Raw genomic sequence first — 23256 nt, 5'->3', positions numbered from 1 at the left:
AACTTTGTCGGGGCACGTTCGCCCGGCGGCGCAATCCGCCCATGGACGCCTCAGGCATGCAGAGCAAAACCCGGCTATAGTTACAGGTTGACCCGTTGTGGCTCCTCATCTGCACCCAGGCACAATGCGCCGGCCGCACCACTCACTGAAAGCAAGGCAATCACATGGAACAGATCCGCATTCGCGGCGCTCGCACGCATAACCTCAAGAATATCAATCTCGATTTGCCGCGCAATAAGCTGATCGTGATTACTGGCTTATCCGGCTCCGGCAAGTCTTCGCTGGCCTTCGACACCTTGTACGCGGAAGGCCAGCGCCGCTATGTCGAGTCGCTATCGGCGTATGCCCGCCAGTTCCTGCAACTGATGGAAAAGCCGGACGTCGACCTGATCGAAGGCCTATCTCCAGCCATCTCCATCGAACAGAAGGCAACTTCGCACAACCCACGCTCGACGGTGGGCACCGTGACGGAAATCCACGATTATTTGCGCCTGCTGTACGCGCGTGTCGGCACGCCTTACTGCCCTGACCACCCGGAAAACGCGCTGGCCGCCCAATCCGTGTCGCAAATGGTCGATGCCGTGCTGGCCATGCGGGAAGACACCAAGCTGATGATACTCGCGCCCGTCGTCGCCAACCGCAAGGGTGAACACGTGGACCTGTTCGAGCAGATGCAGGCGCAGGGTTTCGTGCGCTTTCGCGTGCAGAGCGGCACGCATGCGGCGAAAATCTATGAAGTCGATGACCTGCCGAAATTAAAGAAGACAGAAAAACATACGATCGACGTCGTCATCGACCGCGTCAAGGTGAACCAGGAAATCAAACAGCGCCTGGCGGAAAGTTTCGAAACGGCCCTGCGCCTGGCCGATGGCCGCGCCATCGCCTACGAAATGGATACCGCCCAGGAACACGTGTACTCCAACAAATTCGCCTGCAATGTGTGTGGCTATTCCCTGCAGGAGCTGGAACCGCGTCTGTTTTCGTTCAACAACCCCATGGGCGCCTGCCCGGAATGCGACGGCCTGGGGCACATCGAATTCTTTGACCCGAAACGCATCGTCGCGTTCCCGAACCTGTCGCTGGCCTCGGGCGCCGTCAAGGGTTGGGACCGCCGCAACCAGTTTTACTTCCAGATGCTGTCGAACCTGGCCGCATATTACGAGTTCGACCTGGACATGCCGTTCGAGCAACTGGCATTGAATGCCCAGCAAGCCGTGCTGTACGGTTCCGGCAAGCAAGTGATTCCGTTTACTTATGTGAACGAACGGGGCCGCACTGTCATCAAGGAACACACGTTCGAAGGCGTGGTCAACAATCTGCAGCGCCGCTACCGCGAAACGGATTCGATGGCCGTCAAGGAAGAACTGGCCAAGTTCATCAATGAAAAATGCTGCCCCTCATGCGATGGCGCACGCCTGCGCGTGGAAGCGCGCTTCGTCAAGGTCGGCACGGGCAAGCAGCAGCGCGCCATCTATGAAGTGGCAGGAAAACCGCTGCGCGAAACGCTGGAATTCTTTGAAAAGCTGAAACTGACGGGCGCCAAGAAAGAAATTGCCGACCGCGTGGTCAAGGAAATCATTTCGCGCCTGAAATTCCTCAACAATGTGGGCCTCGATTACCTGTCGCTGGACCGCAGCGCCGACACGCTCTCCGGTGGCGAAGCACAACGCATCCGCCTGGCATCGCAAATCGGCTCCGGTTTGACGGGCGTCATGTATGTGCTCGATGAACCGTCGATCGGCTTGCACCAGCGCGATAATGACCGCCTGATCGAAACGCTGAAACACTTGCGCGACATCGGCAACAGCGTGCTGGTGGTCGAGCATGACGAAGACGCCATCCGCACGGCCGACTACATCGTCGACATGGGCATCGGCGCGGGTGTGCACGGCGGCGAAATCATCGCCGAAGGCACGCTGCAAGACATTCTCAAAAACAAGAAATCGCTGACGGCGCAATACCTGAACGGCAAGCTGAAAATCGCCGTGCCGGCCAAGCGTCACGCCAGCAATCCGGAAAAACAGCTGCTCATTACTGGCGCGACGGGCAATAACCTGAAAAAGGTATCGCTGAGCTTGCCGGTGGGCTTGATGACCTGCGTCACCGGCGTATCCGGCTCCGGCAAATCGTCGCTGGTCAACGATACCCTGTATCCGGCCCTGTCGCGCCATCTGTACGGTTCGCAGACGGAACCGGCGCCGCACGAATCGATCAGCGGCCTGGAGCACTTCGACAAGGTCATCTCCGTCGACCAGGCCCCCATCGGCCGCACGCCGCGTTCCAATCCGGCCACCTATACGGGCTTGTTTACGCCGATCCGCGACTTGTTCTCCACCGTGCCGACGGCCAAGGAACGGGGCTACAGCGCGGGCCGCTTCTCGTTCAACGTCAAGGGCGGACGCTGCGAAGCGTGCCAGGGCGATGGAGTGATCAAGGTCGAGATGCATTTCCTGCCCGACGTCTACGTGCCGTGCGACGTGTGCCACGGCAAGCGCTACAACCGCGAAACGCTGGAAGTGCAATACAAGGGCAAGAACATCACGGAAGTGCTGGGCATGACGGTGGAAGAAGCGCATGAATTCTTCAAGCCCGTCCCCTTGATCGCGCGCAAGTTGCAAACGCTGCTCGACGTGGGCCTGGGCTACATCAAGCTGGGCCAGAGCGCCACCACCTTGTCCGGCGGCGAGGCGCAGCGCGTCAAATTGTCGCTGGAACTGTCAAAACGCGACACGGGCCGCACCCTGTACATCCTCGATGAGCCGACGACAGGCTTGCACTTCCACGATATCGATTTGCTGCTGAAAGTCATCCACCGCCTGCGCGACCAGGGCAACACCCTCGTCATCATCGAGCACAATCTGGACGTCATCAAGACGGCCGACTGGATCGTCGACCTGGGCCCTGAAGGGGGCGCCGGCGGCGGTCAGATCATCGCCACGGGCACGCCGGAAGACGTGGCGCTGAACCCGGCCAGCGTGACGGGCAAGTACCTGGGACCACTGCTGAAGCAGTAACGACGGCAGCGCAATAAAAAACGGCGCGGATTGCTCATGCAATCCGCGCCGTTTCTCTTTTTGATAGCACCCCAGTCATTGCCGGCGTGTCATTTATCGCACGCCAGTCTTCGCCGACGTGTTTCTCCCCCCACTACTAAACTTTATGCACTCAGCCGCTTTTCCAGCGCAGCCTTGTTATCTGCCAATTCTTGCGGCAGATGATACGCGAGTTTTTCAAACAACTGCGTATGCAATTTCAATTCTTCCACCCATGCCGCCTTGTCGATCGACGTGATGGTGTCGAACTGTTCTTGCGTGAATGGCAAGCCATCCCAGTTCAGGTCGCCATACTGCGGCGTCGTGCCGAACAGGTTTTCCACACCACCCGCCTTGCCTTCGATGCGTTCCAGCATCCATTTCAGCACGCGCATATTGTCGCCAAAGCCAGGCCAGACGAACTTGCCTGCCTCGTCCGTACGGAACCAGTTGACGCAATAGATCTTCGGCAGGGCGGCCGGGTTGACTTTACCCACCTTGACGCCCATGTCCAGCCAGTGCTGGAAGTAATCGCTCATGTTATAGCCGATAAATGGCAACATGGCAAATGGATCGCGGCGCACGACGCCCATCTGGCCCACGGCGGCGGCCGTCGTTTCCGAGCCCATGGTGGCGGCCATGTAGACGCCTTCGACCCAGTTGCGCGCTTCCGTCACCAGCGGCACGGTGGTCGAGCGGCGGCCACCGAAGATGAAGGCCGAGATCGGCACGCCGGCCGGATCGTCCCAGGCTGCGTCGATGACAGGGTTTTGCGTAGCAGCAACAGTGAAGCGCGCGTTCGGGTGCGCCGCCTTGGTACCGGACGCCGGCGTCCAGTCCTTGCCCTGCCAGTCGATCAGGTGGCTTGGTGCTTCTTTCGTCAAACCTTCCCACCAGACATCGCCATCATCCGTCAGCGCCACGTTGGTAAAGATCGTGTTGTCGCGCATGGAGGCCATGCAGTTGTAGTTGGTTTTCTCGTTGGTGCCCGGCGCCACGCCAAAATAACCGGCTTCCGGATTGATGGCATACAAACGGCCATCGGCACCCGGCTTGATCCAGGCGATATCGTCGCCGATGGTGGTCACTTTCCAGCCATTAAAACTTGCCGGCGGGATCAGCATGGCGAAGTTGGTCTTGCCGCACGCCGATGGGAACGCTGCCGCCACGTAATGCTTCTTGCCTTCCGGCGATTCCACACCGAGGATCAGCATGTGTTCGGCCAGCCAGCCCGGGTTGTTGTCGGACGCTTGCGCTTCCTGGTAGCCCATGTTCGAGGCGATGCGCAGGGCGAAACATTTCTTGCCCAGTAAGGCATTGCCGCCGTAACCCGAACCGAAAGACCAGATTTCGCGCGTTTCCGGGAAATGCACGATGTACTTGGTGCTGTTGCACGGCCATTTCACGTCGGCCTGGCCGGCCGCAAGCGGTGCGCCCACGCTGTGCACGCACGGCACGAAGGCGCCGTCGGTACCCAGCACGTCGTACACGGCACGGCCCATGCGGGTCATGATCTTCATGTTGACGGCGACATACGGCGAATCGGACAGTTCCACGCCGATGTGCGCGATGGGCGACCCAAGCGGGCCCATCGAGAACGGCACGACGTACATGGTACGACCGCGCATGCAGCCATCGAACAGGCCGTTCAAGGTGTGGCGCATCTCGCCAGGCTCAGTCCAGTTATTCGTCGGGCCAGCCGCTTCTTTTGTTGCCGAGCAGATATACGTGCGGTCTTCGACGCGGGCCACGTCGCTCGGATCGGAGCAGGCCAGGTAGGAATTCGGGCGCTTTTCGGCATTCAGTTTTTTCATGGTGCCGCTGGCAACCATTTCGGCACACAGGCGCTCGTACTCTTCTTGCGAACCATCGCACCAGTAAATACGCTCCGGCTTGGTCAGCGCGGCAATGTCGGCCACCCAGTTGATCAGTTTCTGTTGTTTAATATAAGCTGGGACGTTGAGTGCGGCGACGCCACCCATGACGGGCTGATTCATATTACCTCCAATACCAATAAAAGAAATTCTGGTCGTTCCGGCAAGACAGGCAGCATCGTTGAGAGGTGGCTGCGGCTCACTGCAGGCGGCGTCTTCACGCGGGCAGGGCTCTGGTGTCGTTTACCTGGATCATGCACCCAGGCTGCGGGAACAGTTTGCGCTATCACTATACTCAGGAAGCTTCAAAAGTGCCGGCGATTGTACACCCGCCAATCAGCTATTCTCGCAAAAATGTAGGAGAATAGCTTGACTAATGTAGTAGGCTATTCAGCATTCCCCGTATCCTGTTATTTCCCTACCAAATCCTTACTATAATCGGCCATCCACCATGAAAATTGCCCTACTCGATGATTATCAGGATGCCGTGCGCGGCCTCGATTGTTTCCCATTGCTCGATGGTCACGAGGTCAAAGTGTTCAGCAACACGGCGCGGGGCCTGGGCCAGCTGGCGATCCGCCTGGCGCCGTTCGACGCGCTGGTGCTGATCCGTGAACGCACTGGTTTCAACCGCGCCTTGCTGTCGAAACTGCCGAATCTGAAACTGATTTCGCAAACCGGCAAGGTCAGCGGACACATCGACGTGGCGGCTGCCACCGAACTGGGTATCGCCATCGCGGAAGGCATCGGTTCACCCACGGCGCCGGCCGAACTGACGTGGGCGCTGATCATGGCGGCGCAACGCAAGATCGTGCCGTACGCGCAACATTTACAGGAGGGGCTGTGGCAGACGTCGTCGCTGGAACCAGCGCGCAATACGCTGGGCACGGTGCTCAAGGGACGCACCCTGGCGATCTGGGGCTACGGCAAGATCGGTCAATTGATCGCCGGCTATGGCCGGGCCTTCGGCATGACCATCCTCGTGTGGGGCAGCGAAGCGAGCCGCGCGGCGGCCGTGGCGGCCGGCGATACGGCGGCTTCATCGCGCGAGGCCTTCTTTGAACAGGCGGACGTATTGACCCTGCACCTGCGCCTGTCCGACAAGACGCGCGGTCTGGTGACTGCCGAAGACCTGGCGCACATGAAACCGAGCAGCCTGTTCGTCAACACCAGCCGCGCCGAGCTGGTAGCCGATGGCGCGCTGGAAGCAGCGCTGCCGCTGGGACGCCCGGGCGCCGCCGCGCTGGACGTGTTTAAGGACGAGCCGCTGCCGCCAGGCTCGCCACTACTGCTGCTGCCGAACGTGCTGGCCACGCCACACCTGGGCTACGTCGAGCGTGACAGCTATGAACTGTATTTCCGCTACGCCTTGCAAAACATCGTCGATTTTGCGCAGGGGCAATGCACCCGCCTGCTCAATCCCGAGGTGTTGCAGCACGCGCGGCAATCCCCTCAGGAGCGCTGAAAGCCCTTGATGAGGTCCGGCTTGCCCGTGATGTGGATGGCGGGCGCCGGCAGCACGTGCCGGCCGCGCCACAGGCCGGCCCAGCCGGGCGGCCAGGCGATGTCCGGCCCCTCGTACGGTGCCACGCCGGCGCGCACGGCGACTACCGGTACGGGCGGCATATCGGCCAAGGGTTCGCCCGGGTTACGCTGCATGTCCAGGCTGTACATGTAATTAGGCAACAAGGCGTCGCAGACGCGGCCAAACCACTCGGTGTGGTCGTCGTCGCGCCCCAGCGCCTGCGCCAGCCCCTGCGGGTCGAAACGGGCCAAGGCATCGATCAGCTCGCCAGTGGTGGCGCCGGGCGTATCGCCCCAGCCCATCACGGGGTTGACGTTGTAATCAGCACCCGAGCCATACCAGCCTTCGCGCCAGGGCCGCTGCATCCAGTCGCGCGGCCCCGTAAACAAATGCCAGCGCCAATGCAGGCCCGACGGTTTCGGCCAGGAATACAGATACAGTTTTTGATAACCGGCCTGGTGCAGCTCGCGCACCATGGCCATCAGGCGCGCATGCGGCATGCGGTCCGGTGGCGCGCGCCGAAACAGGATCGCTTCGCCATCGGCAAACTGCACATCGTCGGTCGACAGGTTCAAGTCCAGGGTCCGCGCTTCGCTGCCGAAACGGGCGGCGATCCAGCCCGTCAGCAGATTGACGGACGTGATGACGCCATAGCCGCGGTGGCGGTGAAAAATGACGGTGCCGGGAGCGAGGGCTTTCATACGGAATCGGGATGGCAGGCAAACAAAGAAACCAGTGTACTCACAGATGGCCAGATTTTCCAGATGCGGCGCAAACGCAGGCGGCAAGCACGCCGTCCCATTGCAGCACCCATTCACGCAACGGTGCCAATCCACGCTATCATGCGCGTCATTCTCCACTGACATCGTGACCACATCATGACTTTGCGCATACTCGCCACTGGCGGCACTTTCGACAAACACTACAACGAATTGAACGGTACCCTGGGCTTTTCCGACAGTCATTTGCCGGCAGCGATTGCCCGCGCGCGCATGACGGCACCCGTGGCCCTGGAGCAACTGCCACTACTGGACTCGCTCGACATGCAGGATGCGGACCGTCAGCGCGTGCTGGCCTCGTGCCGCGCGGCGCAGGAAAAAGCCATCGTCATCATCCACGGCACCGATACCATGCGCGAAACGGCGCAAGTACTGGGCGCGGCGAACCTGCAGCAAACGGTGATTTTGACGGGCGCCATGATTCCCTACGAAATCGACAACTCCGACGCCCTGTTCAACCTGGGCTTTGCCTGTGGCGTGGCGCAAACCTTGCCAGCCGGCGTGTACGTGGCCATGAATGGCCAGATCTTCGCCTGGGACAACGTGCAAAAGAACCGCGCCGCCGGCGTGTTCCAGCCCTTGTAAGCCGATCGCAGGACAGGACGCAAAAGCAGACCGGCAACCGGTCTGACTGACACTCTGTCACAATTCGACAAGCCCGTTCCAACGGGCTTTTTTTACGTTTTTTCGCCTTTCATAAATTCAGCAATACAACATATTTCATCGAATTATTATAGGTAAAACATCAAATTGCCAATATAATAATTTTATGTTGCAAAAAAACGCCATCTATCATTTATAAAAACATCGATATTATTAAATATAAAACTGCAATTTAACAATTGAGTTATATATTCTTCTGTATCCATAATTTATTGCCAAATCCGACACGGTTGGGGTGCATTTTTTCTTGCTGAGACGACATAATGTTCGCCTCGACAAGTCATAAGTGCATTTATAACAATATTGCGCTAAGTAGTCTTCCACCTCCCACCGACGTGGTTCCGCCTACCGTACACGAGCACCGCTGGTCATCTATCCGATGGCTCGATACGTGCTCGTGTACCGCTTGTCGTTATTAAAACTACTACGGAGTAATTGTTACAATGGCATTTAAAGAAAAAATCGGCGTGCGCAGCGTACGCCTGGCCCTGACCGTTCTGGCAGGTAGCGTCTTGTTCTCTGGCCAATCCATGGCGGACGAAGCAATTCAAAAAGTTGAAATTACCGGTTCGAGTATCAAGCGTATCGCCGTCGAAGGCGCACTGCCAGTGCAGCGCCTGACGCAAGAAGCGATCGCCAAATCGGGCGCCACCTCGGTAGCCGACCTGATCCAGGCCCTGCCCGCGATGCAAGGCTTCACCATCGGTGCAGTCGCCGCAGGTTCCGACTCGGGCGGCAATACCAGCGCATCGCTGCACGGCATTGGCGAGACCTACACCCTGGTACTGTTGAACGGCCGCCGCATCGCGCCACAAGGTTCCGGCACCACGGTCAACCTGAACGCCATCCCGATGAGCGCCGTTGAGCGCGTCGAAATCCTGACCGATGGCGCTTCGGCCCTGTACGGCTCGGACGCCATCGCCGGCGTGCTGAACTTCATCCTGAAGAAAAACCAGCAAGGCGCCACCCTGGAAGCCACGTATGGCGGTCCGGAAGACAAGGGCGGCAACGCCTGGAATACCAGCGTCACCTACGGCTTCGGCGACCTGGACGAAGACCGCTTCAACGTGCTGGTATCGTACCGCCACGACGAGCAGTCGAAACTGATCGCGACCGACCGCGCGTTCGCCGATACCTCGTACCTGAAATTCGCCCGCGGCGGCAAGAACTACATCTGGGACCGTACCAGCACCTCGGCCTCGCCGGCAGGCGCCACTGTTGCCTACAACAACAGCACCACTTCGACGGTCTTCACGCCGTATCTGAAGCAAAACAACGGAAATTGCCCTGACAATTCCTACGTCACGACCAGCAATAAAAACGCTTGCGGCTTCGACACCGGTTCCACCGTGGAAATCGTGCCGCAATCGAAACGCGACAGCCTGTTCTCCAAAGCAACGTACAAGCTGAATGACAACCTGAACGCGTTTGCGGAACTGGCCTACTCGCGCTACGACCTGACGGCACGTATCGCCGCCAACCCGATCCCCATCTCGATCGCGCAAACGGAAAAAGACCCTGTCACCGGCGTTGAGAAACTGGTGTTCAAAAATCCTTCCGCCTACGCGAATTACGTACAACCCTACCTGTCGCCAGCGCAACAGGCAGACATCAAATCGATCACGGCCAACTACCGCAGCACCGACTTCGGTTTGCGTGCCAGCCAGACCATTACCCAAACCAAACACATGGTGGTGGGCGTGGAAGGCGAACTGGGCGCGTGGAACTTCGAGAGCGGCCTGACCTGGTCGCAAAACTCGATCGACGAGCGCTACACGAGCGGTTACCAGAAAAACCAGGCATTCAAGGATATCCTGGCCAATCCGGATTTCAACCCGTTTGCAACGACGCAAAAGCCATCCGTGCAAGCGCAAGTCGCAGGCGCACAATTCGTCGGTTCGGTACGCACCGCATCGACCACGATGCGCGGCGTCGATACACACGGCTCGCGTGAATTGTTCTCCTTGCCAGGCGGCAAAGCCAGCCTCGGTATCGGCGGCGACTACCGCACCTACCGCTACGAGCAGTCGCCAGGCGCCACCGGTGACGACATCTACAGCTTCAACACGAAGCCTGCCTACGACATGAGCCGCGACACCTACGGCGCGTTCGTCGAGTTGCTGGCTCCGCTGGCCAAGTCGTTCGAAATGACCGTTGGCGGCCGTTACGATGCTGTCAAGGCGATCGATGACAAGCTGAACAACAAAACTATCGGCAAAAAAGACAGCGCCAATACCTACAAGGTATCGGCACGCTGGCAGCCGGTACAAACCGTACTGATCCGTGGTTCCTACGGCACGGGCTTCAAGGCGCCAAGCATGCTGGACATCGCTCAGCCACTGGTCAACGCCGGCTTTACCGCCAAGAAATTTGACTGCCCGACCCCAGGTTCGCCACTTTGCCGCGGTGAAACAACGCAATACAACGCTGTGTCACAAGGCAATCCAGAACTGCAATCGGAAAAATCGAAGCAGTTCACCCTGGGCTTCCGTGTCGAGCCTAGCGCGGCCTTCTCGTTCGGCGCCGACTTGTGGGACGTGAAACTGAGCAATGCTGTATCGGAAATCACCGAAGAGCAAGCATTTGCCGATCCGGTCAAGTACGCAACGAGCTTCTCGACCTACAAGGAACCATCGACCGGCAATACCTACTACGCGTTCAAGAAACTGTCGGTCAACATCGGCAAGAAGGAATACCGTGGTATCGACTGGGATCTGTCGGCCAACCATAAGTTTGACTTCGGCAAGCTGACCGCCCAATTGAGCGGTACGCACATGTTACACGCCAACTACACCAAGGCCGGTAGCAACAATGTGTTCACCAGCAACATGAACTTCTTCGGCGACACCAACGAAGTCACGTTCCGCAACCTGATGAAGCTGACGACGACCCTGGATACGGGCCGCTTGAGCAACACGGTAACGGTCAACTACCGTAACGGCTACACCGATGCAGCCGCGACCGTGTATGACGTAGCAGCCGCAAAAGAAGTGAAGGGTTTCCGCCTGCAAGTTCCGTCGTACACCACGTTCGACTGGCAAGCACGTTTCGCCTTTGACAAGCAAACCACGATCCGCGCAGGCATCAAAAACCTGTTCGACCGTGCACCGCCGCTGTCGCTGCGCGCTTCGTCCGGTCACCAGGTTGGCTTCGACCCACGCTACGCCGATCCAATGATGCGTTCGTTCTACATTACCGGCAACTACAAGTTCTAATGTGACGTTGTGAATTAGCTTGTCTGAAAAGCGCCTTGCACTTCACCGTGCAAGGCGCTTTTTTCTTGTCGCACAGCTATTTTGTTACCTGGACATTCAGATAACGGTAGTGGCTCTCACCGTAATCTTTCGATACCGTACGCAATTGCACGGCAACGCCCAAGTCATGCAGCAAGGCACTCTCGACCACATACGCATTTTTCTGCCAGGTACAGACAAAGCGGGTCGCTTCGCCTTGCAGACCAGCGGAAATCGTACTGGCCTGCAGGGTATCCTTCACTTCACACAGCGTAATCAGTTGCTCTGGCCGCTCGCCTGGCTTGGCGGGCACGTTCATTGTGGTCATGCTTGTCTGAAACCGCGTGCCGGGAGATAAACTCGCCGGCAGCGGCAGTGACAGGCTGGAGGTCGCCAGATAGCTGTTGCTGACATCATTCTTCTCTGCGGCCCGCAACTGAAACAGGCCCGCAACTTGCAAGCGCTGCATGGTAAAGGTGCTGTAATGCTCGCTCGTGACGACCAGGCCATCGCGCTCGCGCAATTCATGATCGACCACCGTGTCCACATCAGGTTGACCGGGCGTGGTGGACTGCTGGGAAAAACGCAGCGTCTTGAAGCGCGGTCGCCAGACGGGCGCCGCCGCCAGGGCCGCTTGCGTGACAGCCAGCACCTCCCGCGGCAGCGGCGCACTGTCAAACGCGCCCGCGGCATTCGGGGCCGCCGGATACTCGCTGGCATCGATGTCGGGACGCGCCTCGCGCAGCAGGGCGGCGTCGACACCGCCCTGCAGCGAACAGCCGACGCGCACCACGCCTTGCAGCTCTTCGTGCGGCTCGATCAGGAACACGCGTTCGACCTTGTCCCGTCCGGCCGCCACGCCGGAGGCGGAAGCAAACGCCTGCCACGGCCCGCCAGGCAGGCGCACGTCGGAACGCACATACGCGCCATCATCGGCGCGCATGCGCCGGGCATCGTGGATCAGGGGCAGCAGTTGCCGGTACACCGCGTCGGCCTTGCCGGCCATCAGGAAGCCCCAGCTGTAATAGCGGCCCAGGCTGCCCAAATCCGACACTTCATCCGTATAGCCAAGCAAGGTCAAGCCGCCTGCGCGCAAGGGAGTGGCAAACAGGATGCTGCCGGCCTTGGTCTGATAACGGTTGGGAACCTTGATCCAGCTGGTATCGCCGCGCGTGGCCAGCGGCACGCTGCCGGCCAGAGCCGCGCTGTCCTGGTGCAAGCTGCGGAAAAAAGAGGCATCGCAAGCGCTCAGCTCGCGCAGGGTAGTGTCGGATAGTTGCCCCTGGGCGGAAGCCACCTGCGTGGCCCCGAGGATAAGGACGGCGCAACAGCGCTGGAAATACTTGTGCATGAGTAAATGTAGAAATAATCAATATCAGGATAGTAACGATATCACAGTAATATTATTTCCACGTGGAAAATTCCTGCGGAATGTCGACGGTGCTTGTCCAATGTAAAACGGCCCGCTGGGCAATGCCAGCGGGCCGTCCGTCACGCATGGATGCTTGTACTTACGCCGTCGCTTCACCGCCCAAAGCTTCGACTACGTCGGCCATCAGCTTGGCGAGCTCGCCCGTCATCAGCATCACGTCGCCGTCGAAACGCTCTTCGTCATTCTTCGTGCTCGATTCCGTTTCCTTGATCACGTCCAGCGGCTTGACGCTCTTGATGGCCAGCGATTCCGTCAGCACGAACGAGATCTTGTCATTCCACGTCATGGCCAGGCGCGTGCACTGCTTGCCGGCGGCGATGTGGCGGCGCACGTCGTCCGCTTCCAGGGTGTGGCGCACGTAGCGCACGGTGGCCTTGCTTTCGCCCGTGGCGCGCAATTCCGTGTCCATGTCCACCGTGAAGCCGGCAGGCGCATCGTCGGCCTGCAGCCATTCCGTCATCACCGCCACGGGCGAGCGCTGCACGCGCAGGCTTTCCAGCGGCAGTTTGTCGACGGCTTTCAACAGCAGCTTGATGACTTCATCGGCTTTTGCCGGGCTGGCGGCATCGACCACCAGCCAGCCATTGACGGGGTCGATCCAGGTCCAGACGTTGCTGCGGATGCTGAAGGCGCGCGGCAGCAGCTCGTCGGCCACGCGTTCCTTCAATTCTTTCATGGCTTTCTTGCCAGGCGCAAAGCCTTGCGCTTCTTCCATCTCGGCAGCGCGGGCCTTGGCCACCTGGTTGATGACGGTCGCTGGCAACAGTTTCTTTTCCGTGCCCAGCAAGATCAGCATTTGCTTGTTGACCACGTGGACCAGGCCACCGTTCGGGCGTGGCGTATCCCAGCCCTGGCGCATCAGATCCATGCTGGTCGCCGGCGTAAATTTGTTCGAGGACAAGGCCTCTTCCAGTTGTTCTGGCGTATAAGCCCATGGTGCGGGCAGGCGGTAAATCTGAAGATTCTTGAACCACATAGTTTTTGTCTTCCGTTTGTTTCAGTAGTGCCAGGGGAACGCCATTCTACACTTTCGACACAGGAATGCCGTCAAAAGCGCGGACTGGCGCGATGCTTATAATCAACAGGGAATGCCGCTACAGGGCGGGAAACAGCTCCGCCTGGGCTGGCGCCTGCCGCGTCACCACGGCCGGATCGCACAAGGTCGAGATGCGCACGCCCAGCAGGCGGATTTTCTTTTCAAATGGCACGCGCCGCAGGCAATCGCGGCTGGCGCGCAGGATGGCGGCGGCGTCCGCCGTGGCGCTGGGCAGGGTGATATCGCGCGTGACGGTGCTGAAATCCTCGAAGCGCAGCTTGATGCCCACCGTACGCCCCGCCAGCGACTGCTTGTCGAGGTCGCCCGCCACGCGCGTGCACAGGCTTTCCAGCTTTTCCGACAGGGTGGCGCGGTCGCGCACCACCTGCAAGTCGCGCTCAAACGTCGTTTCGCGGCTGACGGACTTGGTTTCCCTGCTCGTCTGCACGGGCCGCTCATCGATGCCCAGCGCCGCCTGGCGCAGCCAGCCCGTGTACAGGTCGCCGAACTGCGTACGCAGCATGGCCAGGTCGGCTTGCGCCAGTTCACCGATGCTGACGATGCCCAGCGCTTCCAGCTTGGCCGTGGCCTTCGGGCCGATGCCGTTGATCTTTTTTGCCGGCAAGGGCCACACGCGCGTTTCAACATCCTCGGGCGACAAAATGGTGAGTCCGTCGGGCTTTTCCAGGTCGGAACAGATTTTTGCCAGCAATTTGTTGGGCGCCAGGCCGACCGAGCACGACAGGCCCGTCGCCTCGAACACGGCCGCCTTCAGGCGCGCCGCCATGGCCGGCGCCTGCTCGCCGTATTCGGTGAGGTCGATATAGATTTCATCGATGCCCACGTTCTGGATGATGGGGCACAGATGGGCCACGGCTTGCTTGAAGCGGGCCGAATACTCGCGGTAAGCCTCGAAATCGGCGGGCAACAGGATGCTGTCCGGCGCCAATTTCGCTGCCTTCATGATGCCCATGGCGGAAAACACGCCAAACTTGCGCGCCGCATAGGTCGAGGTGGTGACGACACCGCGCCCCACGTAGTCGCGCATGCGCGCAAATTGCCGCGTGCCATCCTCCTGCAGCACCGGTTGCTGCAGCCGGCCGCCGCCGATGACGACGGCTTCGCCGCGCAATTCGGGATATTTCAACAGTTCCACGGAGGCAAAGAAGGCATCCATGTCCAGGTGGGCGATCCAGCGGCGGGCTTCAGGCAAGGCAGGGGCAGATGTGGTCAAGGACACCTCGCGGCAGGATGCAGATGAATACTGTAATTATATACAGTATCGCTGGAAATCCCCATGGATGCAAGTTGAAACGCATGAGCACGGCGGTTGCTTTTCTCAATAGCAAGATTACAATCCTGACACAACTATTCAAAGGAGTTGCCTTGTCTATAGCACATCAAGCTTTGCGCCATCTGGCCGTCTGCTCATCCATCGTGCTGTCCACGCTGGCGCCATCCGCGCTCGCCGCCGATACCGCGCCCGTCGCCGCCAGAACAGCCTGGCAGGAAACGCGCCACGGCACCGTCGTCACGGACGACTACCGCTGGCTGCAAAAGAAGACCGATCCTGCCGTCATCGACTACCTGAATGCGGAAAATGCCTACACGGCCGCCGTCACGGCCCCGATCCAGCCGCTGGCCGACAAGGTGGCTGCGGAAGTCAAGGGCCGCATGCAGGAAGTCGACCTGTCCGTGCCTGCGCGCCAGGGTAACTTTTACTATTACACGCGCACGGAAGCGGGCAAGCAATACCCGCTTCACTGCCGCCGCCCTGTCGGTGCGCATGGCGCCTACGATGCGCAGGCGGTCGAAGAAATCCTGCTGGACCAGAATCAATTGGCCGAAGGCCACAAATTCTTTGCCGTGCGCGCGTTTGCCATCAGCCCGAATGAACAATTGCTGGCCTACACCACCGACACGACGGGTTTCCGCCAGTACGAGCTGCATGTCAAGGATTTGAAGACGGGCAAGCTGCTGCTTGATACCATGCCACGCGTGACATCGCTGGCCTGGGCGGCGGATAACGCCACCCTGATGCTGGCCCAGGAAGACGCCACCACCAAACGCTCGGACCGCCTGTTCCGCCTGGCCCTGGGCGGCACGCCGCAGCAGGTCTACCACGAGCCGGTGGAGCAGTTCGCCATCAATGTGGGTCGCACGCAGGACAAACGCTACTTTGTGCTGACCTCGGGCAGCACGGATACCAGCGAAGTGCTGCTATTGCCAACGAACAAGCCGGAAGGCAGTTTCCAGAGCGTGCTCAAGCGTGAAAAGGGCCACCGCTACGGCGTCGAACACCGCGACGGCCAGCTATACATTCTCACCAACAAGGAGGCGAAGAATTTCCGCGTCGTCAGCGCACCGCTGTCTGCGCCGCAGCCGAAAAATTGGAAACCCGTCGTTGCGCACAACAAGGACGCGGTGATCCAGTCCATCGACGTGTTCCAGGGCTACCTGGTGGTGATGGAAAAGGCGCGCGCACTGAACCGCGCGCGCATCTATGATTTTGCGCAAAAGAACTGGAAAACCGTGCAGTTCGACGACCCCGTCTACCTGGCCACGGCGGCCGGCACGCCCGAATTTAACGCCACGCAATTTCGCATGTCGTACCAGTCGCCCGTCACGCCGCCTACCGTCATCGATGTCAGCATGAAGGATGGCAAGCGCACGGTGCTGAAACAGCAGGAAATTGTCGGCGGCTTTGACGGCAGCCGCTACACCACGCAGCGCCTGTGGGTAACAGCGCGCGATGGCGTGCAGGTGCCGCTGTGGGTCGTCTACAAGAAGGGCGTCAAGCTCGACGGTTCCGCGCCGCTGCTGCTGTACTCGTACGGCTCGTATGGCATTTCCACGGAAGCCACTTTCTCCATCAGCCGCATCAGCCTGCTGGAGCGGGGCGTCATCTATGCGCAGGCGCATATCCGCGGCGGCACCGACATGGGCGAAGCCTGGCATGAAGACGGCATGCTGATGAAGAAGAAAAACACCTTCAATGACTTCATCGACAGCGCCGACTACCTGGTGCGCGAAAAATGGACGAGTCCGAACCGCCTCATCATCCAGGGCGGCAGCGCCGGTGGCCTCTTGATGGGCGCCGTCGTCAACATGCGTCCCGAACTGTTCCACGCCGTGCACGCGGCCGTACCGTTCGTCGATGTGATGAACACCATGATGGACGCCAGCCTGCCCCTGACGACGGGCGAATACCTGGAATGGGGCGACCCGAACCAGAAGGCAGCCTACGACTACATGCTCAGCTACTCGCCCTACGACAACATTACGCGCAAGAATTATCCAGCCATGCTGGTGACGACGGGCCTCAACGACAGCCAGGTGATGTACTGGGAACCGGCCAAGTATGTGGCCAAGCTGCGCGCGTATAAGACGGACAGCAATCCCCTGCTGCTGAAAACAAATATGGGCGCCGGCCACGGTGGCGCTTCCGGCCGCTACAACGCCATCGCCGAGAACGCATTTAATATGGCGTGGATGCTTTCCCAATGGAACATCACGGAATAATGTGAAAAAAGCGCTTGCACAAGGATTTACGTCGTCCTATAATAGCGCCTCTTCCAGACGTGGTGACAAACGTCGGGATGGTTTTCTGAGACAAGCAACGGGTGCTTAGCTCAGTTGGTAGAGCGGCGCCCTTACAAGGCGTAGGTCGGGAGTTCGAGCCTCTCAGCACCCACCAAATCAGAAAACTGTCCAGTGCTTCATGGATCAGCAATACAGATCATACGAGCTTGGAGTGGTAGTTCAGTTGGTTAGAATACCGGCCTGTCACGTCGGGGGTCGCGGGTTCGAGTCCCGTCCGCTCCGCCAATAAAAGAAAAGCCCTTTGGTTCTCTGAACCGAAGGGCTTTTCCCATTTCAGAAGCAAAAAACACGTCAGCACTCCCTTCCATGAACATTTTTGCGCTTTTCAGCAAAAAAACTGCTTTTAGCCCCCAAGAATAGTTGCACAAGCGGGAAAGCGCCCCCTATAATAGTGCCTCTTCCAGACGTGGTGACAAACGTCGGGATAGTTTTCTGGGTATGCGGGTGCTTAGCTCAGTTGGTAGAGCGGCGCCCTTACAAGGCGTAGGTCGGGAGTTCGAGCCTCTCAGCACCCACCACCAATACAGAAAATTATCCAGTGCTTCATGGATCAGCAACACAGATCATACGAGCTTGGAGTGGTAGTTCAGTTGGTTAGAATACCGGCCTGTCACGTCGGGGGTCGCGGGTTCGAGTCCCGTCCGCTCCGCCAATAAAAGAAAAGCCCTTTGGTTCTCTGAACCGAAGGGCTTTTCCCATTGTGGGGTCAGACCCTCAACACCGCCAACGTCAAGCTCAAAGCTAACTTGTCCGGGGGTCTGACCCCGGCTGTTAGAATCAGCGCTCGTCCTGACTCTGCAGCTCCTGCCTGATGCGCCTGCCCCCCAGTCTTTCCCCCTACCTCGTCCTGCGCTTGCGCCTGGCCCATCATGCTTTGCTGCAATTTGCCGCCAGCCTAAGGAGTTCCATGGAGATCTTCTTTTTCCTGGCCGGACCCGTCCTGCTGGGTCTGCTCAGCGTCATCGCCCTGCCTGGCTTTCTCGCCGCGAGCCTGCCCTGGCCCGCCGCCCTGGCTGTCGTGAGCGCGCAAGTCATGCTGACCTGCCTGCCCGTCTGGCTGCTGCGCAAACGGCTGTTGCCGGCTCCCGTCGCCGCCTGGCTGCGCCAGCTGCCCTTGCCGACGCGCTTGCGCTGGCAAGCCGACGTGGCCGTGGCCGGTTTGCTGATGCTGCCGCTGGGCCTCGCCTATGCCATCTCGACCACCATCTGGCTGCTGCAGTCGCCACCCTGGCTGCGCCCAATTGTCGCGCCCGGCATCGCCGCCACCATCGTCGCCTGGCTGCTGGCCTGGCTGCTGACGACGCTCATCATGGCGCAGCGCCTGCGCGCGCCACGCCCAGCACAAAGGGCGCGCCCGCCAACGATGAGCACCTATGTGCCGCAACGGCCCCGCTGGCGCACCGTGTTTCTGTGGCGCCAGTTGTTCTGGCTACCGTTTTGGCGCAAGGAAAATATGATTGGCATCCAGCAAAGCGTGCTGCTGGCCACGGCTGGCGCCAGCATGCTGGCCTGGCTGCTGCGTGCACCCCTGGTGCCCGCGCCGCTGCTCGGTTTACTGGCCAGCGCCAGCCTGGTCATTGTGACGGACCGGGGCGACAAGGCCGTGCGCGAGCAGATCGGCTTGCTGCATCCATCACTGAACGCCTGGCCTCTGGCCAGCACGGCCTTGACACGCCTGGCTTGCGTAGTGAGCCTGCTGCCACCGTTTGCCGTGCTGCTGGCAGGCGCTGTCTTGCTGTACAACATTAACCCCGCCGCCTTGCAGCAGCGCGTCACCAGCGTGTATGCCCTCGCCGCCAGTGCGGCCTTGCTGGCCATCGTCGGCCTGCCCCGCCTGACGGCGCGCGGACGCGTCGTCCTCGTCGTGCTGTCCATCCTTGCCTTGAGCGCTATCGGAAGCGAATTATGGAATTGAATGCCTCTTCTCCCACCCTGCACATCGAGCACCTCGATTTTCACTTCCCGACGCACAGCGTCTTCCAGGGATTCAGCCAGCAATTCGGCCCTGGCATCACCTGGCTGCGGGGCGCGAATGGCGCCGGCAAGACGACCTTGCTGAAACTGGCGGGTGGCGCACTGCTGCCCGCGCGCGGCGCCCTCCGCCTGGACGACATCGACAGCGGTTTCATGCCGCTGGCCTACCGCGCCCAGGCCTTTTATTGTGGTGGCGACGCCCCTTCCCTGCCCTGGCTGCAAGTGCACGAAATGCTCGACCTGCACCTGGCCCTGTACCCGGGCAGCGACCAGTCCCTGCTGAATGACGAGCTGAGCGCATTTGCCATGATGCCGACCTTGCAGCAAAGCATTACCGACCTCTCGCTGGGCCAGCACAAAAAGCTGCAACTGGCCCTGGCGCTGGCCTTGCCCGTGCGCCTGCTGCTGATCGATGAACCGTTCAATGGCCTCGACGCGGCGGCCATGGCGCATCTGCGCACGCGCCTGTCCGAGCCGTCCCGCCTGGCGCGCCAGTGCATCGTGCTGACCAGCCATCTGGTGCCGGACGTGCCGCTGGCGGCGACGGTGGAAATATAGACAGGAAATACAGCTTTGCAGATCGGCCAAGGACAGCTTACGATGCCGTGTTGCAAAAACCGGCGATCCCGGTGCAGCCACGACGACAACACGGCACGGTTATTCACCGCGCCTGGCTTATTCTTGGAGATTAATATGTTGAACACCCACCGCAGCGCCCTGGCGATTTTGTGCGCCGCCTTCGGCGCCTCGGCCATCGCGGCCGGCCCCACGGGCACGCCCGCCGACTATGGCAGCAGCGCCCCGCACGCCGCCGCGCAGCGCAGCATCGAACTGCAGGCCGATACGCGGCACATCAACGTCACGCGCGGCGAAACCGTCACCATCGCGCGCGCCGGCCAGCGTTTTACGTGGCACGTGCAAACCTTCAACAACAAGACTGTCTTCGCCCTGAGCGAGATCGCGCCCAAGGACATGCCCGTCGACGGCGTCCAGGTATATGTGGCCGCCAATCCCCTGTACGCGGGCAGCTAAGTTTCCTCTACGCATAAAAAAAACCGGAACAGCCTCGCGGCCGTTCCGGTTTTTTTTAACGTGAAGATTTACGCCGTCAATGCTTCTTTCGCTGCCGACTCTTCGACCACTTCCTCGTCATCCGAGCGGATCAGGTGGTCAAAGGCGGACAGGGCTGCCTTTGCACCTTCGCCAGTGGCGATGATGATCTGCTTGTACGGCACCGTGGTGACGTCGCCGGCGGCAAACACGCCGGGGATCGAGGTCTGGCCGCGGGCGTCGACTTCGATTTCACCGTGGCGCGACAACGCTACCGTCCCTTTCAGCCATTCCGTGTTCGGCACCAGGCCGATTTGCACGAAGACGCCTTCCAGCTCGACCTTGTTCGATGCGCCGCTGACCCGGTCCGTGTAGCTCAGGCCATTGACGATCTTGCCGTCGCCGTGGATCTCGGTGGTTTGCGCCGAGGTGATCACGGTCACGTTAGGCAGGCTGTGCAGCTTGCGTTGCAGCACCGCATCGGCGCGCAATTCCGCGCCGAACTCGATCAGGGTCACGTGTTTCACCAGGCCGGCCAGGTCGATTGCCGCTTCCACGCCCGAGTTGCCGCCACCGATCACGGCCACGCGCTTGCCCTTGAACAAAGGACCATCACAGTGCGGGCAGTACGCCACGCCGTGGTTGCGGTATTCCTTCTCGCCCGGCACGTTGATTTCGCGCCAGCGCGCACCAGTGGCCAGGATGATGGTCTTGGCTTTCAGGATGGCGCCATTCGCCGTTTCAATCTCGATCAGCTTGCCTGGCGTCAGCTTGCTGGCGCGCTGGGTGTTCATGATATCGACGTCATAGGTCTTGACGTGCTGTTCCAGCGCCATGGCAAACTTCGGACCATCGGTTTCCTTGACGGAAATAAAATTCTCGATGGCCATGGTGTCGAGGGTCTGGCCGCCGAAACGCTCGGCCAGCACGCCCGTCCTGATGCCTTTGCGGGCCGCGTAGATGGCCGCTGCCGCACCGGCAGGGCCGCCGCCGACGATCAGCACATCAAAGACGTCTTTCTTGTTCAGTGCTTCAGCCTGACGTGCGCCGGCGTTGGTGTCGAGCTTGGCGAGAATTTCCTCGACATTCGTGCGTCCCTGGCCGAAATGCTCGCCATTCAGGAACATCATCGGCACGGCCATGATCTGGCGCTCTTCCACTTCTTTCGGGAACACGCCGCCATCGATGGTGGTGACCTTGATGCGCGGGTTGATCACCGCCATGGCATTCAATGCCTGCACCACTTCCGGGCAGTTATGGCAGGAGAGCGAAATAAACGTTTCAAACTCGTAATCGCCATCGAGGTTGCGGATCTGTTCGATCACGGCTTCGTCGAACTTGATGGTGTGGCCGCCCACTTGCAGCAGCGCCAGCACCAGGGAAGTAAATTCGTGGCCCATCGGCACACCGGCGAAACGCACGCCGATGTCGGAGCCTGCACGGTTGATGCTGAACGACGGGGTCCGCACGCCAGCGTCTGTGCGCTCGACCAGCGTGATCTTGTCGCTCAACAGGACTATCTCCTGGAGCAATTCCTTCATCTCGCGGGCTTTTGCGCTGTCATCGAGAGAAGCGACCAGCTCAAGCGGATACACCACTTTTTCCAGGTAGGATTTCAGTTGGGTTTTGAGGGTTGCGTCTAACATGATTTTTTTCCTTTTCTACAAATATTTAGGCGAATGCCGGGCCGGACACCCGGTCCGGCATCGCGGTAACTACTTGTTTGCTGCTTGCTGCTTCAAGATTTAGATCTTGCCAACCAGGTCCAGCGATGGGGTCAGGGTTGCTGCGCCTTCCGTCCATTTGGCTGGGCAAACTTCGCCTGGGTGAGCGGCAACGTATTGAGCTGCCTTGACTTTGCGCAACAGTTCCGCTGCGTCACGGCCGATGCCGTTGTCATGCACTTCCAGCACTTTGATGAAGCCGTCCGGGTTGATGACGAAGGTACCGCGCAGAGCCATGCCTTCTTCTTCGATCATGACTTCGAAATTGCGCGACAGGGTACCGGTTGGGTCGCCGATCAGTGCGTATTGCACTTTCTTGATCGCGTCCGAGGTGTCGTGCCATGCTTTATGCGCGAAATGCGAGTCGGTCGAGATGCCGTAGACATCGACGCCCAGCTTCTGGAACTCGGCGTGGTGATCGGCCAGGTCTTCCAGTTCGGTTGGGCAAACGAAGGTGAAGTCGGCTGGGTAGAACACGAATACCGACCACTTGCCTTTCAGCGACGCTTCCGTCAGGTCGACGAATTTGCCATTGTGGAATGCGGTTGCCTTGAATGGTTTAACTTGGGTATTGATGAGCGACATAGTCATTTCCTCTCGTGTGGTGAATCAGTAAGACCCTAGTGTAAGGGGTTTTAATCCATATGCAAAATTGATTGTCACAATAGTTTCAATTGGTTTTAGCTATCGCGACACTATGGGAACCCCATGATAGGCAGTTCCCACAGGATTGGATAGCGGTGACAGTGGATACCCCTGCCGCCGCCAGGTGTTTAGTTCTTCAGTTCTTCCGGTACCTTGCCGCCGTTTTCCGCCAGCTTGATCATCACCTGGCGGTGCAGCCAGATATTCATGCTGGCCGAATCGTTGGTGTCACCTGTGAAGTGCAGCTCTTGTGCCAGTTCCTTGCGCGCGGCCAGGCTGCTGTCAAGCTGCAGCAATTTCATCAGATCGACGATGGATGTGCGCCAATTGAGTGTTTCCGCGTTCTTGCTGGCCAGGTCGACCAGCACCACTTCCACGTCCACCACCGGCACGGCTGCCGCTGGAGCAGGTGCTGCCGCTGGTGCCGCCGCCGCTGGCGCGTCGGTAGCGGCGGCTGGCGTGGCTGCCGGGGCAGCATCGGACGCATGGTGGAAGATTTTGTTATAGATATTGCTGAAAATGCCCATGAGGTCACCTCGAGTTGAGTGAATGGAAGAAGGTTTGCCTGCGCGCCCGGTTCATAACGCGAACCGGTGACAGCTGGAGCCGGGCGCAGGCGCCAGCCCGTCGAGTATAAGCCCGTTCAGGCCGGGAGCCCTGTCCCGCAGGGCCAGTGGACATCTGGT

The 23256-nt window shown here is 59.7% G+C and carries 16 protein-coding genes and 4 tRNA genes; 12 read left to right on the top strand and 8 right to left on the bottom strand.

Features of this window, described 5'->3' with window-relative positions; genetic code table 11:
- The first annotated feature begins 164 nt into the window (after window positions 1–164).
- Window positions 165–3014: an excinuclease ABC subunit UvrA gene (gene uvrA / locus ACQ4WN_RS08775; RefSeq protein ID WP_436551174.1), complete on the top strand. Its 2850-nt coding sequence runs from the start codon at window positions 165–167 to the stop codon at window positions 3012–3014.
- A 143-nt stretch (window positions 3015–3157) separates the two neighbouring features.
- Here the strand turns inward: uvrA and ACQ4WN_RS08770 are convergent, their stop codons facing one another.
- A complete protein-coding gene (locus ACQ4WN_RS08770) occupies window positions 3158–5029 on the bottom strand; it encodes a phosphoenolpyruvate carboxykinase (GTP) (RefSeq protein ID WP_436551173.1) in 1872 nt (623 codons plus the stop codon).
- 328 nt (window positions 5030–5357) lie between these two features.
- Between ACQ4WN_RS08770 and ACQ4WN_RS08765 the strand changes: the two genes are divergently transcribed.
- Window positions 5358–6371, top strand: a complete 1014-nt coding sequence (locus tag ACQ4WN_RS08765; protein WP_436551172.1) for a D-2-hydroxyacid dehydrogenase family protein — start codon at window positions 5358–5360, stop codon at window positions 6369–6371.
- On the opposite strand, the gene ACQ4WN_RS08760 is transcribed toward ACQ4WN_RS08765, so the two are convergent.
- A complete protein-coding gene (locus tag ACQ4WN_RS08760; RefSeq protein WP_436551171.1) occupies window positions 6359–7132 on the bottom strand; it encodes an L-asparaginase in 774 nt (257 codons plus the stop codon). The genes ACQ4WN_RS08765 and ACQ4WN_RS08760 overlap by 13 nt on opposite strands.
- Window positions 7133–7309: 177 nt before the next feature.
- On the opposite strand from ACQ4WN_RS08760, the gene ACQ4WN_RS08755 reads away from it, so the two are divergent.
- The gene (locus ACQ4WN_RS08755) at window positions 7310–7795 is read left to right on the top strand and encodes an asparaginase domain-containing protein (protein WP_034781194.1); all 486 of its coding nucleotides are present in this window, start codon (window positions 7310–7312) and stop codon (window positions 7793–7795) included.
- Window positions 7796–8316: 521 nt separating this feature from the next.
- A complete protein-coding gene (locus tag ACQ4WN_RS08750) occupies window positions 8317–11088 on the top strand; it encodes a TonB-dependent receptor (protein WP_436551170.1) in 2772 nt (923 codons plus the stop codon).
- A 76-nt stretch (window positions 11089–11164) separates the two neighbouring features.
- Here ACQ4WN_RS08750 and ACQ4WN_RS08745 read toward each other — a convergent pair whose 3' ends face one another.
- The 3 genes from ACQ4WN_RS08745 to dinB form a co-directional block, all read right to left on the bottom strand.
- The gene (locus ACQ4WN_RS08745) at window positions 11165–12457 is read right to left on the bottom strand and encodes a hypothetical protein (RefSeq protein ID WP_436551169.1); all 1293 of its coding nucleotides are present in this window, start codon (window positions 12455–12457) and stop codon (window positions 11165–11167) included.
- 160 nt (window positions 12458–12617) lie between these two features.
- Window positions 12618–13514: a recombination-associated protein RdgC gene (locus tag ACQ4WN_RS08740; RefSeq protein WP_035823026.1), complete on the bottom strand. Its 897-nt coding sequence runs from the start codon at window positions 13512–13514 to the stop codon at window positions 12618–12620.
- A 118-nt stretch (window positions 13515–13632) separates the two neighbouring features.
- Window positions 13633–14787, bottom strand: coding sequence for a DNA polymerase IV (gene dinB / locus ACQ4WN_RS08735; protein ID WP_436551242.1), 1155 nt, complete (start codon window positions 14785–14787; stop codon window positions 13633–13635).
- Between the two features lie 173 nt (window positions 14788–14960).
- Between dinB and ACQ4WN_RS08730 the strand changes: the two genes are divergently transcribed.
- From ACQ4WN_RS08730 to ACQ4WN_RS08695, 8 genes are all read left to right on the top strand, one after another.
- Complete coding sequence (locus tag ACQ4WN_RS08730) at window positions 14961–17096, top strand: S9 family peptidase (protein WP_436551168.1); 2136 nt, start codon at window positions 14961–14963, stop codon at window positions 17094–17096.
- A gap of 99 nt (window positions 17097–17195) precedes the next feature.
- Window positions 17196–17271, top strand: a tRNA-Val gene (locus ACQ4WN_RS08725).
- Between the two features lie 54 nt (window positions 17272–17325).
- Window positions 17326–17402 (top strand) — tRNA-Asp (locus ACQ4WN_RS08720).
- A 217-nt stretch (window positions 17403–17619) separates the two neighbouring features.
- Window positions 17620–17695 (top strand) — tRNA-Val (locus ACQ4WN_RS08715).
- 57 nt (window positions 17696–17752) lie between these two features.
- Window positions 17753–17829 (top strand) — tRNA-Asp (locus ACQ4WN_RS08710).
- Window positions 17830–18084: 255 nt separating this feature from the next.
- Window positions 18085–19092 carry a hypothetical protein gene (locus tag ACQ4WN_RS08705; RefSeq protein WP_436551167.1) on the top strand — a complete coding sequence of 336 codons (1008 nt, stop codon included), beginning with the start codon at window positions 18085–18087 and terminating at the stop codon, window positions 19090–19092.
- Window positions 19083–19709 (top strand): ATP-binding cassette domain-containing protein, encoded by a 627-nt coding sequence (locus tag ACQ4WN_RS08700; RefSeq protein WP_436551166.1) that lies wholly within the window; start codon window positions 19083–19085, stop codon window positions 19707–19709. Before ACQ4WN_RS08705 ends, ACQ4WN_RS08700 begins: the two co-directional genes overlap by 10 nt.
- Before the next feature lie 135 nt (window positions 19710–19844).
- The gene (locus ACQ4WN_RS08695; protein ID WP_436551165.1) at window positions 19845–20183 is read left to right on the top strand and encodes a CzcE family metal-binding protein; all 339 of its coding nucleotides are present in this window, start codon (window positions 19845–19847) and stop codon (window positions 20181–20183) included.
- 68 nt (window positions 20184–20251) lie between these two features.
- On the opposite strand, the gene ahpF is transcribed toward ACQ4WN_RS08695, so the two are convergent.
- From ahpF to ACQ4WN_RS08680, 3 genes are all read right to left on the bottom strand, one after another.
- Window positions 20252–21847, bottom strand: coding sequence for an alkyl hydroperoxide reductase subunit F (gene ahpF, locus ACQ4WN_RS08690; protein ID WP_436551164.1), 1596 nt, complete (start codon window positions 21845–21847; stop codon window positions 20252–20254).
- Between the two features lie 99 nt (window positions 21848–21946).
- On the bottom strand, window positions 21947–22510 hold the full coding sequence (gene ahpC / locus ACQ4WN_RS08685) for an alkyl hydroperoxide reductase subunit C (RefSeq protein ID WP_102120961.1): 564 nt from the start codon (window positions 22508–22510) through the stop codon (window positions 21947–21949).
- Between the two features lie 188 nt (window positions 22511–22698).
- Entirely contained in the window at window positions 22699–23097 is a 399-nt protein-coding gene (locus ACQ4WN_RS08680; RefSeq protein WP_436551163.1) for a DUF3597 domain-containing protein, read from the bottom strand.
- Window positions 23098–23256 lie beyond the last annotated feature (159 nt).

The organism is Janthinobacterium pasteuri (assembly GCF_051380775.1).
Classification (GTDB): Bacteria; Pseudomonadota; Gammaproteobacteria; order Burkholderiales; family Burkholderiaceae_D; genus Janthinobacterium.
This window is presented reverse-complemented; position numbering and strand designations above follow the sequence as displayed.

Excerpts from the sequence above, each read along its gene's own strand:
- ACQ4WN_RS08770 (WP_436551173.1), bottom strand. The coding sequence starts at position 5,029 with ATGAATCAGCCCGTCATGGGTGGCGTCGCCGCACTCAACGTCCCAGCT.
- ACQ4WN_RS08695 (WP_436551165.1), top strand. The coding sequence starts at position 19,845 with ATGTTGAACACCCACCGCAGCGCCCTGGCGATTTTGTGCGCCGCCTTC.
- ACQ4WN_RS08680 (WP_436551163.1), bottom strand. The coding sequence starts at position 23,097 with ATGGGCATTTTCAGCAATATCTATAACAAAATCTTCCACCATGCGTCC.
- ACQ4WN_RS08765 (WP_436551172.1), top strand. The coding sequence starts at position 5,358 with ATGAAAATTGCCCTACTCGATGATTATCAGGATGCCGTGCGCGGCCTC.
- ACQ4WN_RS08755 (WP_034781194.1), top strand. The coding sequence starts at position 7,310 with ATGACTTTGCGCATACTCGCCACTGGCGGCACTTTCGACAAACACTAC.
- ACQ4WN_RS08750 (WP_436551170.1), top strand. The coding sequence starts at position 8,317 with ATGGCATTTAAAGAAAAAATCGGCGTGCGCAGCGTACGCCTGGCCCTG.
- ACQ4WN_RS08700 (WP_436551166.1), top strand. The coding sequence starts at position 19,083 with ATGGAATTGAATGCCTCTTCTCCCACCCTGCACATCGAGCACCTCGAT.
- ACQ4WN_RS08740 (WP_035823026.1), bottom strand. The coding sequence starts at position 13,514 with ATGTGGTTCAAGAATCTTCAGATTTACCGCCTGCCCGCACCATGGGCT.
- uvrA (WP_436551174.1), top strand. The coding sequence starts at position 165 with ATGGAACAGATCCGCATTCGCGGCGCTCGCACGCATAACCTCAAGAAT.
- ACQ4WN_RS08745 (WP_436551169.1), bottom strand. The coding sequence starts at position 12,457 with ATGCACAAGTATTTCCAGCGCTGTTGCGCCGTCCTTATCCTCGGGGCC.
- ACQ4WN_RS08760 (WP_436551171.1), bottom strand. The coding sequence starts at position 7,132 with ATGAAAGCCCTCGCTCCCGGCACCGTCATTTTTCACCGCCACCGCGGC.
- ACQ4WN_RS08705 (WP_436551167.1), top strand. The coding sequence starts at position 18,085 with ATGGAGATCTTCTTTTTCCTGGCCGGACCCGTCCTGCTGGGTCTGCTC.
- ahpF (WP_436551164.1), bottom strand. The coding sequence starts at position 21,847 with ATGTTAGACGCAACCCTCAAAACCCAACTGAAATCCTACCTGGAAAAA.
- ahpC (WP_102120961.1), bottom strand. The coding sequence starts at position 22,510 with ATGTCGCTCATCAATACCCAAGTTAAACCATTCAAGGCAACCGCATTC.